General features: G+C 68.9%; 10 protein-coding genes. 3 read left to right on the top strand and 7 right to left on the bottom strand.

Annotated features, from left to right (window positions below):
• Window position 1 precedes the first annotated feature (1 nt).
• Complete coding sequence (locus tag ELQ92_RS07820) at window positions 2-718, bottom strand: MazG nucleotide pyrophosphohydrolase domain-containing protein (RefSeq protein WP_243694922.1); 717 nt, start codon at window positions 716-718, stop codon at window positions 2-4.
• A gap of 261 nt (window positions 719-979) precedes the next feature.
• Here ELQ92_RS07820 and nhaA point away from each other — a divergent pair, with 261 nt between their 5' ends.
• Window positions 980-2,344: a Na+/H+ antiporter NhaA gene (gene nhaA, locus ELQ92_RS07815; RefSeq protein WP_128498418.1), complete on the top strand. Its 1,365-nt coding sequence runs from the start codon at window positions 980-982 to the stop codon at window positions 2,342-2,344.
• A gap of 383 nt (window positions 2,345-2,727) precedes the next feature.
• On the top strand, window positions 2,728-3,180 hold the full coding sequence (locus ELQ92_RS07810) for a bleomycin resistance protein (RefSeq protein WP_128498417.1): 453 nt from the start codon (window positions 2,728-2,730) through the stop codon (window positions 3,178-3,180).
• Here the strand turns inward: ELQ92_RS07810 and mfd are convergent.
• The 3 genes from mfd to ELQ92_RS07795 all read right to left on the bottom strand — a co-directional run bounded on the left by mfd (window position 3,177) and on the right by ELQ92_RS07795 (window position 8,119).
• Window positions 3,177-6,809 carry a transcription-repair coupling factor gene (mfd, locus tag ELQ92_RS07805; RefSeq protein ID WP_128498416.1) on the bottom strand — a complete coding sequence of 1,211 codons (3,633 nt, stop codon included), beginning with the start codon at window positions 6,807-6,809 and terminating at the stop codon, window positions 3,177-3,179. The genes ELQ92_RS07810 and mfd overlap by 4 nt on opposite strands.
• Window positions 6,810-6,901: 92 nt before the next feature.
• Window positions 6,902-7,486: an aminoacyl-tRNA hydrolase gene (gene pth / locus ELQ92_RS07800; protein WP_128498415.1), complete on the bottom strand. Its 585-nt coding sequence runs from the start codon at window positions 7,484-7,486 to the stop codon at window positions 6,902-6,904.
• Between the two features lie 24 nt (window positions 7,487-7,510).
• Entirely contained in the window at window positions 7,511-8,119 is a 609-nt protein-coding gene (locus ELQ92_RS07795; protein ID WP_128498414.1) for a 50S ribosomal protein L25/general stress protein Ctc, read from the bottom strand.
• Window positions 8,120-8,379: 260 nt separating this feature from the next.
• Between ELQ92_RS07795 and ELQ92_RS07790 the strand changes: the two genes are divergently transcribed.
• Complete coding sequence (locus tag ELQ92_RS07790; protein ID WP_128498413.1) at window positions 8,380-9,102, top strand: FadR/GntR family transcriptional regulator; 723 nt, start codon at window positions 8,380-8,382, stop codon at window positions 9,100-9,102.
• A gap of 113 nt (window positions 9,103-9,215) precedes the next feature.
• Here ELQ92_RS07790 and ELQ92_RS07785 read toward each other — a convergent pair whose 3' ends face one another.
• The 3 genes from ELQ92_RS07785 to ELQ92_RS07775 are packed head-to-tail and all read right to left on the bottom strand — an operon-like array spanning window position 9,216 to window position 12,539.
• A complete protein-coding gene (locus ELQ92_RS07785) occupies window positions 9,216-10,265 on the bottom strand; it encodes a zinc-binding dehydrogenase (RefSeq protein WP_128498412.1) in 1,050 nt (349 codons plus the stop codon).
• Between the two features lie 46 nt (window positions 10,266-10,311).
• On the bottom strand, window positions 10,312-11,082 hold the full coding sequence (locus ELQ92_RS07780) for an SDR family oxidoreductase (RefSeq protein ID WP_128498559.1): 771 nt from the start codon (window positions 11,080-11,082) through the stop codon (window positions 10,312-10,314).
• A 17-nt stretch (window positions 11,083-11,099) separates the two neighbouring features.
• A complete protein-coding gene (locus ELQ92_RS07775; RefSeq protein WP_128498411.1) occupies window positions 11,100-12,539 on the bottom strand; it encodes a GntP family permease in 1,440 nt (479 codons plus the stop codon).
• Window positions 12,540-12,559: the final 20 nt, after the last annotated feature.

The following is a 12,559-nucleotide window of genomic DNA, read 5'->3' as shown; positions in this document are numbered from 1 at the left end:
GTCAGGCGGACGACGGGCCGCTCCGGTCGAGACCCGCGGTGTTCCCTTCGGCCGTTCGCACCGCCCGCTGAAGCCTCGTCGTCGCGCGTCGAAGGGCCCTCTCGGGGTCGAGTCCCGAGCGCGCCGCCGCGGTCGCGATCCCGAGCAGGATGCGGCCGAGCGCTTCCTCGTCGGCGGGGATCTCGACGGGCGATGTCGGGACGTCGACGACGACAGCGGCCCGGTCGATCCGGCCCGTCGTCTTCGCCGCGAGTGCGAGAGCGGGAAGAGCCCGGGGCAGACCGTCCATGATGCTCTCCCGCTCGAATTTCTCCGCGGCCTTCGCCGCACTCCACACTCGCAGGACGTCCTCGACCGTCGGCGCCTCGACACCCGCGAACACGTGCGGGTGCCGACGGATCATCTTGTCGGCGGCGTCTCGGGCGACGTCCTCGAGATCGAAGCCCTCGCCCGGATCGCGGGACGCGATCGCCGAGTGGAAGACGACCTGAAGGAGCACGTCGGCGAGCTCCTCGCGGATGTGATCGGACACTCCGGATTCGACCGCGTCGACGAGCTCGTAACTCTCCTCGACGAGATAGGTCAGTAAGGACTCGTGCGACATCGTGCGACTCCAGACGCACCGGTCGAGCACGTCCTCCATGGCTGCCCGGAGACGGGACAGCTCGGGGAGCGCGGAGAGCTCGGAAGCGTCGTCGCCTTCGATCACCCCGCTCACCGGTCCCCCGCCTCACGCCAGCCGGTCCTGGCGATCACGGCGACGGGTGTCGATCGCGCCCACCGGCGCACGTGGCGGATCGCGTGAGATCGCCGTGCGCCGCCGATCGGTGTCATGTCGTCCATCCCTCCATTCGTCTCGCCGTCGGCTCAGGATATGCCGATTCCGCCGCTAGGCTGGAAGCTGGAGAGCCGGGAAGTCTGGTCGGCCCGTCGTTCAACGCGGCGGAAGCGTACGATCGCGCCCACACGAAGGACTGCCATGACCGATACCCCTCCCAGCCCCGGAACGCCTCCCCTCGACCCCGCTCCCCCGGCCCGGCGACGTGTGTTCGGCCGCGGAAGCTACGGCGAGGCGCTGCGCATCAACGAGATCCTCCGCAAGGAGAGCGTCGGCGGAGCGCTCCTCCTCGTCGCCGCCGTCGCGGCGCTCATCTGGGCCAACTCCCCGGCCTCGAGCGCCTACTACGCGGTCCGCGATCTGACCATCGGCTACGAGCCGTGGCACCTCGACTTGAGCATCGGCCACTGGGCGTCCGATGGACTGCTCGCGATCTTCTTCTTCATCGTCGGTCTCGAGCTCAAACGCGAGTTCATCGCCGGCGACCTCAAGGATCCGAAGACCGCTGTCGTCCCCGTCCTCGCCGCCGTCGGCGGCGTCATCGTGCCGGCCGTGCTCTACGCCATCGTCAACGCGTCGGACCCGGAAACGGTACGTGGTTGGGCGATCCCGACCGCGACGGACATCGCGTTCGCCGTCGCGGTCCTCGCCATCATCGGATCGAAGCTTCCCTCTGCGCTCCGGATCTTCCTGCTGACCCTCGCGGTCGTGGACGACTTCATCGCGATCGGCATCATCGCGGTCGTGTTCACGAACGACATCGATCTCGTGGCGCTCGGGCTCGCGCTCATCCCGATCGCGTTGTTCGGCTTCCTCGTTCAGCGTTACCGTCGGTTCTTCGGCGGGAGGATCTGGACCGGGTGGGTCATCCTCGTACCCATCGCCTTCGTCGCCTGGGCGCTCGTCCACGCGTCGGGTGTGCACGCGACCATCGCGGGCGTCGCGCTCGCGTTCACCGTGCCCGTGATCCGGAGCGCCGCATCGGGCGGACCCGATGCGGGACCGGGACTCGCCGAGGTCTTCGAGCACCGTATCCGCCCACTGTCGGCGGGCGTCGCCGTCCCGATCTTCGCCTTCTTCGCCGCCGGGGTCACCGTCGTCGGGGACGAGTTCGGAGCAGCCCTCGCGGACCGCGTCACGATCGGGGTCGTCGTCGGCCTCGTCGTCGGCAAGGTGATCGGGATCGCCGGCACCACGTGGCTCGTCACGACGCTGACGAAAGCGAGCCTCGACGCCGCCGTCCGCTGGATCGACCTCATCGGGATCTCCCTGCTCGCCGGCATCGGGTTCACCGTCTCCTTGCTCGTCGCGGGCCTCACCTTCGGGGAAGGCAGCCCGCACGACGACCACGCGAAGGTCGGCATTCTGCTCGCCTCGCTCCTCGCCGCGGGGCTTGCGAGCATCGTGCTGGGACTGCGGAACCGGCATTACGCGCGGATCGCGGACGAAGAGGCCCAGGACGCCGACGCCGACGGCGTCCCCGACGTGTACCAGCACCGGGACTGAGGAGCGCGAGCGCGCCGCTTGGGTGTTCTCGCCTCGGCGCCTCTCCTCATTCGAGGTGGAGCTCGCGGGATGAGCATGAAGGCGTATCCGTCCTGCGCGATTCGACACCGTCTGCGTTCTCGCAGGTTCCCTGCGGTCATCTCCGAGCCCGCGGATCAGCACGGCCACCACAAAGGTCGCGGTGCCCGCGGCGATCGCCCGGCCGACTACCACCACGAGGACGACAAAGGTCGCAACGACGTCGAACGAGGGGTCAACGAGACCAATCAGTAGTGAGCCCTCGCGACTGATACGACAAGCTCGCCCTCACCGGCCGCGACGGTGCCGCACTGCGCGCCATCTCCTCCGGTTGCGCACGCTGCAAGGTCTGCCACGATGAACGAGTGAACTCCTCGACCGCTGGTCCCGCGCTCGTCCCCGAATTGCTGGTCAGTGATAGGTCGAAGAGCATCGAGTTCTGGTGCGGTCTCTGCGGATTCCAGATTGATTACGAGCGCCCAGGAGAAGGATTCGCATACGTCTCTCTCGGCTCAGCGCACATCATGCTCGAGGAACGAGGCGTCGGGCGAAACTGGGTCACCGGACCACTACAACCGCCCCTCGGGCGTGGCATCAACTTCCAGATCGGTGTGAAGAGCCTCGATCCGATTCTCATCGCGCTCGACGCTGCCAACTACTCACTGTTCATGGCGCCCGAGACGAAGTGGTATCGCATCGAGGAACACACCGAGGCCGGAGTGCGCCAATTCCTCGTCACGGACCCCGACGGGTACCTCATCCGGTTCCAAGCATCATTGGGCAGGAGAGCCATCAACGAACAGGGAGACACGCCCTAGGCGCTCCGCTCCGCGACCGTCGCCCTCTCCGTGTCCTTCGGGACCGGGACCATGGCGTCGAGGAACTGACGCACCCACACGATGAGGTCGTGGTCGGCGAGGGGTTCACCGTCGACGCGGGGCATCGGCACGACGAGCGCGTTCGTCTGCTTCATGAACTTGCCCTGCGGGTACATGCGTCGGAGACGCGCCTGGAGCGAATCGGGCAGCTCGACGGGTGCCGCGCGGAGGTTGCTGCCCATCGCGACGAGCTCTCCGAGGCCCGATCGCTGGGCTCGCTGACGGAGACGAGCGACCTCGACGAGTGTCGCGACGGCTGCCGGAGGCTCTCCGTACCGGTCGGTGAGCTCGTCGACGACGAGGTCGATCTGGTCGGTGGCCGCCGTCGGAGCGCTCGCGACCGAGAGCTTCTGATATGCCTCGAGTCGCAGCCGTTCGCTGTCGATGTAGTCCTCCGGGATGTGCGCATCGACGGGCAGCTCGAGCCGCAGCTCCGTCTGCCCCTCGGCGACGTCGCCCCGGAAGGTCGACACGGCCTCGCCGATCATGCGCAAGTAGAGGTCGAAGCCGACTCCCGCGATGTGGCCGGCCTGTTCCCCGCCGAGCAGGTTGCCCGCCCCGCGGATCTCGAGGTCCTTGAGCGCGACCTGCATGCCACTACCGAGCTCGTTGTTCGCGGCGATCGTCGACAGCCGGTCGTTCGCCGTCTCGGACAACGGCTTCGTCTCGTCGTAGAGGAAGTACGCGTAAGCCCGCTCCCGGCCTCGACCGACGCGACCTCGCAGCTGATGCAACTGACTGAGACCGTACTTGTCGGCACGGTCGATGATGATCGTGTTCGCGTTCTGGATGTCGAGACCGGTCTCGATGATGGTCGTGCAGACGAGGACGTCGAATCGGCGTTCCCAGAAGTCCACCACGACCTGCTCGAGCACATGCTCCGACAACTGACCGTGGGCGACCGCGATGCGGGCCTCCGGCACCAGCTCGGCGATCTGCGAGGCGATCCGGTTGATGCTCGACACCCGGTTGTGGACGAAGAACACCTGGCCCTCCCGCAACAGTTCGCGACGGATGGCCGCGGCGATCTGCTTGTCGCTGCGTGGTCCGACGAAGCTCAGAACGGGGTGGCGCTCCTCGGGTGGCGTCGCGAGTGTCGACATCTCCCGGATACCGGTGACCGCCATCTCGAGGGTCCGCGGGATCGGCGTCGCGCTCATCGCGAGAAGATCGACGTTCGTCTTGAGCTTCTTGAGCGCGTCCTTGTGCTCCACGCCGAATCGCTGCTCCTCGTCGATGATGACGAGTCCGAGATCCTTGAAGCGGATCCGGTCGGTCAAGATGCGATGCGTCCCGATGACGACGTCCACCGTGCCGCGCTCGAGGCCCTCGATGACCTCGCGCGCCTCCTTGTCCGTCTGGAACCGGCTGAGGGCGCGCAGATGCACGGGGAAACCCGCGAAACGCTCCTGGAAGGTCTCGAAGTGCTGCTTCACGAGCAACGTCGTCGGCACGAGGATCGCGACCTGCTTGCCGTCCTGCACGGCCTTGAATGCGGCACGCACCGCGACTTCGGTCTTGCCGAACCCGACGTCGCCCGAGAGCAGCCGGTCCATCGGGATGGGGCTCTCCATGTCGCGCTTGACCTCGTCGATGGTGGTCAGCTGGTCCGGTGTCTCGGCGAAGGGGAACGCCTCCTCGAGTTCGCGCTGCCACGGGGTGTCCGGGCCGAAGGCGTGCCCCCGGGATGCCATCCGCGCCGAGTACAGCTTGACGAGCTCGACGGCGATGTCCCGAACGGCTTTGCGCGCCTTGCCCTTCGCTTGCGCCCAATCGCTCCCGCCCATCTTGGACAGCTGCGGGGCCTCGCCGCCGACGTAGCGGGTGAGGAGATCGAGCTGGTCCGTCGGGACGAGCAGCCGGTCGCCCGGATACCCCCGCTTCGACGGCGCGTACTCGAGCACGAGGTACTCCCGCATCGTCTTCGTCGGGTTGCGACCGCCCGAGGAGACCTCGCGCTGGCTCAACTCGATGAACTTGCCGATGCCGTGGGTCTGGTGCACGACGAAATCGCCGGCCTGGAGCTGGAGGGGGTCTACGACGTTCTTGCGCCGAGAGGCGAGTTTCTTCACGGACCGGGAGTCGTACCCCGCCGTCCGCCCGTAGAACTCCGACTCGCCGATCACGGCGAGCTTGATCTCGGCGAGCTGGAAGCCGTTCTCGGCACTCGCCTGCACGAGGTGCGCGACGCCCGGTTCGGGGTCCTCCGGCAGGACGTCGACCATGCGAGCGGCGAGGCCGCGCTCGGAGAGCACGTCGCGCGCCCGTTCGACCAGGCCGGCGCCCTGTGCCGCGACGACGACCGACCACCCGTCGGCGAGCAGCGCCGCGACGTGACCGACCGCGCCCTCGACGTTGCCCGAGAAGCTCGGCACGGGATCGGCGTCTACGCGCACCGTGAGCATCTCGTCGACGTCGATCTCGACGGGGTCTCCGTTCGCGTCGACAGGCCGGTCCCCGGGTCCCGCCTGGAACGAGCTCACGGTCCACCAGGGCTCGCGCACGCCCTTCTGCTCGCGCGAGTCCTTGAGCGCGTTGAGGGAGAGGAACTCGCCGCTCTCGAGATCGATGGGCGCCTCGGCTCCCGCGGTCGCCGCGCTCCAGGCGGCGGCGAGGAATTCGCGGTTCGTCTCCGACAGACTGATCGCTCGCGATGCGACGCGCTCGGGCGCGACGACGGCGACGGCGGCTCCCACCGGTACGTAGTGCGTGACGGGCACGAGATGGTCGACGAGGGCTGGCGCGAGCGATTCCATGCCCTCGACGGGGATGCCGTTCGCGACCTTCTCGAGGATCGAGGACAGGCTCGGGAACTCGTGCACCATCTCCGCCGCGCGCTGACGCACGCCGTCGCCGAGGAGCAGCTCGCGGCTCGGCGGGAGCTCGACCGATTCGATCACGTCGGGCAGCGAGCGCTGGTCGGCGACGCTGAAGGCGCGCACGGTCTCGACCTCGTCTCCGAAGAACTCGACACGCAGCGGGTGCGAAGCGACGGGCGGGAAGACGTCGAGGATGCCGCCGCGGACGGCGAATTCGCCCCGGCGCGAGACCATGTCGACGCGGACGTACGCGAGTTCGACGAGGCGACGCGTGATCTCGCCGAGGTCCTCCCCGCGGGCACCGGCGTGCAGAACGACCGGCTCGATGTCGGTGAGGTTGTCGGCGATCGGTTGCAGTGCGGCCCGGACCGATGCGGTGACGACGAGCGGGTCGACCCCGTTCCACGTGCGCATGCGCCGGAGGGCGTGAATGCGCTTGCCGACGATCTCGGCGCTCGGGCTGAGGCGCTCGTGAGGAAGGGTCTCCCACGCCGGGAACTCGACGATCTCGGCCTGGGGCAACAGGCTCGCGAGGGCCGCGCGCAACGCTTCGGCCTCACGACCCGTCGGAGTGATCGCGAAAAGGGCCGCCGACTCGCCGCGCTGCCGTCGTGCCTCGACGAGGCTCGCGAGGAGAGGAGCGCGAAGGCCGTCGGGCGCAGAGAAGTCGGCGTCACGACCGGCGTAGCCGAGAGCCTTCTGGAAGCTGGAGGCGCGCGACAGCGCGGGAATCAGGCCCTGAAGAGTCACCGCACAAGTCTACGCGGGACCGCCGACAGCCGGTCCGGGTTGTGCGGGCGCGCTCCCCGCCCTGGGTAGTCACGAGAAAACCGCGGGGCCGACTAGGGACTCGGGGCGTGGAACCGCTGCTGCGCCGCCACCAGGCCGTCCTCGACGATCGCTTCGACGGCATCGGCAGCGTCCGCGATGAGCGACGGCAGCGACTGCTTCTCCGTCGACGAGAAGTCCTTGAGCACGAAATCGGCGGCGTCCTGGCGACCAGGAGGGCGTCCGATCCCGACGCGCACGCGCACGAACGGCGACGAGTCGGTCGCCTTGATGATGTCGCGGAGGCCGTTGTGGCCACCGTGTCCCCCACCGTTCTTGATGCGCACCGTGTCGAAGGGGATGTCGAGCTCGTCGTGCACGACGATGAGCCGGTCCGGCGCGATGGAGAGGTAGTCGAGGAGCGGCGCGACGGCGCGGCCCGACTCGTTCATATAGGTCGTCGGGGCGGCGAGCACGAGCTTCGCGGCCCCGGGCCGGATGCGTCCCTCCGCCACGAGGTTCGGCGTCTTGTGCCGGGAGAACCGCGCCCCGAGCCGGGACGCGAGTTCCGACAGCACCATCTGGCCCACGTTGTGACGGTTGGCCGCGTAGCCGGGCCCGGGATTCCCGAGCCCGGCTACGAGCCAGACGTCTGCCATGAGGCGGTTCTGCGGAGCGGTCGACTACTCGGAGTCGGCGTCCGCGCCCGCCTCGGCGGAAGCGGCATCGGCGGCCTCGTCATCGGCCGACGGTGCGGCCGGCGTCGAGATGGCGACGATGAGCGTCTCCGGGTCGCTCAGGAGAGCGGCGCCCGCGGGGAGAGTGAGGTCGGCGGCCGAGATCTGGGCGCCCTCCTCGAGGCCCTCGATCGAGACGGTGACTCGCTCGGGGATGTCGGTCGCGCTGACCTCGAGCGAGACCGAGGTCGCGTCGAGGTTCGCGATCGTGCCGGGGGCGGACTCGCCCTCGAGCTGCACGGGCACGTCGACGGTGACTTTCTCGCCCTTGCGGACGACGATGAGGTCGATGTGTTCGATGATCGAGAGCACGGGGTCGCGCTGGACATCCTTCACGAGCACGAGCTGGTCGGTGCCGTCGATGTCGAGCGTGATGATCTGGTTGGCCTTACGCACGATGAGCAGCATCTGGTGGCCCGGCAGCGTGACGTGCTGGGGGTCGGTTCCGTGGCCGTAAATGACCGCGGGGATCTTTCCGGCAGCGCGGATCTTGCGGGCAGCGCCCTTGCCGAAGGACGCGCGGGCTTCCGCGATGACCTTGTTGTCGTCGGACATGGTGTTCTCCTTGCGGACCGTCACGGCCCAGTTCGGTCGCTCGAGCCGGCGGAGCCGGTCCGGGCGGGACTGTTGAATCAACTCGAACGCATTGCGCGTGAGGAAAAGCCGTGAAGCCCGCTCACCGCGTCGATAACGGTTCCCGATGCCGCCGGAGGCGGTGACGGGTTCCCTCGCCGAAGTTCAGTGTGAGAGTCTACCCCACGCCGGCCGCACCGCTCGATCCGAGCGTCCCGTGGGCGTCGCGGTAGGGTCTGACCATGATGTCCAGCCTCCACGACCGTGTGCTCGACGATCTCGGATCGCGCATCGTCTCGGGTGAGCTGGCCGCCGGGTCGACGGTGCTCGCCGAGGCCCTCGCCGAACGGTACGACGTCTCGCGGTCGGTCGTCCGCGAGGTCCTCCGCGTCCTCGAGTCGCTCGGCCTCGTGAGATCCGTGCGTCGCGTCGGTGTGCGGGTCCGCTCCGTCGGCTCGTGGAACCTGATCGACCCGCTCGTCATCCGCTGGCGCCTCGCGGGAATGGGTCGCGGCGCGCAGTTCCGCTCGCTGACCGAACTCCGCAGCGCGCTCGAGCCCTACGCGGCCGAACTCGCGGCGCGGCACGCTCCCGACGACCTGGGTTCCGAGCTCCTCGCACTCGCCGCACGGATGCGCAGCGTGGGCCGAGAGGGGCGGCTCGACGAGTTCCTCGTGCTCGACACCGAGTTCCACTCGCTCGTCCTCCGCGCCAGCGGCAACGAGATGTTCGCCGGACTCTCGAGCGTCGTCTCCGAAGTGCTGAGCGGACGGACGGAGCAAGGCCTCATGCCGGAACGCCCGCACGACGAGGCGCTCCAACTGCACGTCGACGTCGCCGACGCGATCCACGGCGGGCGCGCCACCATGGCGCGCTCCGCGATGGAGAAGATCATGCGGCGCACGATGACCGAGGTCGAATCGATCTGGCAGGGGCAGCCGCGCGCCTTCGACCCGCGCGTCTGACGGAGGACGAAGCGCCCGCCCTCAGTGCGCTGCCGCCAGCGTCGCCGTTGTCAGCGTTGCCGTCGTCAGCGCTTCGCCGCCAGCCGCCGTCACCGCCGCCGTCGACAGCCGCCTCAGAAGGCGATGACGACCTTGCCGCTCGCCGCCGAGTCCTTCGCCATCGCGAACGCGGCGAGCGCGTCCTCCACGGGGAACTCGTGGGTCACGACGGCGCCAGCGTCGAGCGATCCGTCGGCGAGCGCACCGAGCACGTCGTCGATCTCGTCGGCGAAGCGGAACGAGCCGACGAGCTCGAGCTCGCGCGTGATCGCGAGGGAGATCAGGGCCGGCTGTTCCCCGCTAGGGAGGAGTCCCACCATCACCACTCGGCCGCCCCGCGCCGCCGCACGCACGGCGGACATGAGTCCGCGCGGACTGCCCGAGGACTCGAAGACGACGTCGGCGTCGAGTGCGGCGATCGCATCGGCATCCGAGGCGAGGAGCGTCCGGGTGGCGCCGAGCCGTGTCGCACGCTCGAGCGGTCCCGCGACCATGTCGACGGCGATGATGTCCGTCGCGCCAGCTCTCTTCAGCACCGCGACGATGAGCGCACCGATGGGACCGGCGCCGATGACGGCGACGCGCTTGCCCTCGACCCGTCCCGCGCGGGACACCGCGTGCCACGCGACGGCGGCGGGTTCGGCGACGACGGCGTCGCGGAGGGACAGCCCCGCCGGGAGGGCGCGCAACATCCGGGTCGGGAGCAGCGCACGAGTCGCGAAGGCCCCGTCCGTGTGGGGCACCCGTGCGGCGCTGCCGAGGTAGGTGCCGCCCGGTGACAGGTTGGGGCGATCGGAGGGGTAGCGCTCCCCCGTCTCGACGACGGTCGCGGGATGAACCGCCACGCGTGTCCCCTCCGCCGGACCCGAGCCGTCCGAGGCGGCCCGCTCGACGGTGCCCACGACCTCGTGCCCGAGGATCAGGGGTTCGCGGAGGATCGACTCCCCCGCGGCGCCGTGGGTCCAGTAGTGCAGATCCGAGCCGCACACGCCACCGAACGCGATGCGCACGATCGCCTCGTCGGCGTCCGGTTCGCGCAGCGGGATCTCGTCGACGCGGACGTCGTCGCGGCCATGCGCCACGACGGCAACGGTGGTCGCGGTGTCCCCGTTCGCGGCGTTCATTCGCTTGTTCTCCTTGGGGTGGGCGAGCTGCGGAGGCGTCGTCGCGTCAGACGACGACGGTCATACCGCCGTCGACGAAGACGACCTGACCGTTGACGAAATCGGAGCCGCGGGAGGACAGCCACACGACGGGGCCCGCGAGATCGGCCGGGGTCCCCCAACGCGCGGCCGGTGTCCGACCGACGATCCAGGAGTTGAACCGTTCGTCGTCGACGAGGTTCTGGGTCATCTCGGTGTGGATGTAGCCCGGAGCGACGGCGTTGACCTGAATCCCGTATCCCGCCCATTCGGCGGTCATGGCGCGCGTGAGGTTGCGCAGTCCCCCCTTGGCCGCGGTGTAGGGGCCGATCGTCGGTCGCGCGAGGTCCGTCTGGACCGAACAGATGTTGACGACCTTGCCCGCCCCACGCCCGATCATCCGCCGCGCGACCTCGCGCCCCACGAGGAAGGCACTCGTGAGATTCACGTCGAGCACCCTCTGCCAGTCGGCGAGGGCCACGTCGACGAGGGAGACGCGGTGCTGGATGCCGGCGTTGTTGACGAGGACGTCGATGGGACCGATCTCGCTCTCGATGTGCTCGACGGCCGCGGAGACCTGCGACTCGTCCGTCACGTCGAACGCGACGGCGAACACCCGCTCGGCACCGAAGCGGGTGGCGAATTCGGCTCGCGCGGACTCCAGGCGGTCCGCGTCGAGCCCGTTGAGCACGATGGTGGCGTCAGCGTCCGCGAGAGCCGTCGCGAGTTCTCGGCCGATTCCGCGGCTCGATCCCGTCACGAGAGCCACTCGGCCGCGCAGGCCGAAGAGCGTGTCGATCGTCACGGCGACCCCCTCTAGAACGCGCCGGCGATCAGGAAGATCGCGAGCGACAGAATGAACCCGCACACGCCGACGAGGGCTTGACCGACGGTCCACGTCTTGAGGGTGGTCTTCGTGTCCATGCCGAAGAACTTGCTCACGAGCCAGAAACCCGAGTCGTTGACGTGGCCGGCGAAGACCGAACCGGCGGCGAGGCTCAAAACGATCGCGGCGACCTCGATCGGGTTGAACGACGTCGAGTCGACGACGATCGGCTGTACGAGTGCCGCGGCCGTCGTGAGCGCGACCGTCGCCGAACCCTGGGCGATGCGGACGATCGCCGCGATGAGGAAGCCCGCGACGATGACGGGCAGACCGATCGCGTCGAGCGAGCCCGCGAGTGCCGTTCCGATTCCGCTCGAGCGCAGGACGCCGCCGAACATGCCACCGGCACCCGTGATGAGGATGATCGAACAGACCGGACCGAGGGCGCCGTCGACGACCGTCTCGACGAGAGTGCGCTCCTTGCGCGCACCCCAACCGAGCAGCCACATGCCGAGGACGACCGTGATGAGGAGGGCGACGGGCGTCTCGCCGAGGAGGCGCAGCGCCTGCACCCACACCTCGTCGAGGGAGACCCAGCCGGCCGTCGCGGCGAAGTTCAATCCGGTGTTGAGGAAGATGAGGACGAGCGGCAGCACGAGGAGGAAGACGATCGTGCGCAGCTTCGGGGACGAGGCGAAGGCGTTGTCCGAGGAGTCGGCCCGCCCGAGGATCTCGGGGACCGCGATGTCGTAGCGGCGTCCGACGAAGCGACCGAAGTGATACCCCACGACGTACCAGGTCGGGAGGGCGACCACGAGCCCGAGAAGGAGCACGATGCCGGGGTTCGCGCCGAGGAGACCGGAGGCGGCGACGGGGCCGGGGTGCGGAGGCACGAAGATGTGCATGACCGAGAACGCCGTGGCCGCGGGGAAGGCGTACAGCAGGAGGGAACCACCGAGGCGTCGGGCGACGGTGAAGATGATCGGCAGCATGACGACGAGTCCCGCGTCGAAGAAGATCGGGAAGCCCATCATGAGCGACGCCACGGAAAGGGCGAGGGGGGCTCGCTTCTCTCCGAAGCGACGGATGAGCGCGTCCGTCAGGACCTGCGCTCCCCCGCTCAGCTCGAGCATCCGGCCGAGCATCGCGCCGAGACCCACGAGGAGCGCGACCGTCGCGAGCGTCCCTCCGAAGCCCTGTGTGAGGACGGTGACGATCATCCCGACGGGGATGCCCGCCGCGATCGCCGTGAGCAGGCTCACGATGATGAGCGCGAGGAACGCGTGGATGCGGAACTGCATGATCAGCACGAGCAGCAATGCGATGGCCGCAGCGGCGATCACGAGGAGAGCGGCCGGTGGCAAGGTCCAGAGCAGGTCGAATTCGGCGCCGTTCGGCGTCGTCGCGGTCCGGAAGAGTGTCGGAGACATCGGTGTCCTTCGAGTGGGTG

This window comes from Labedella populi, assembly GCF_004078655.1.
Taxonomy (GTDB): Bacteria; Actinomycetota; Actinomycetes; order Actinomycetales; family Microbacteriaceae; genus Labedella; species Labedella populi.
The sequence above is the reverse complement of the archived record's forward strand: the minus strand, read 5'-3'. Positions and strand labels throughout refer to the sequence as shown.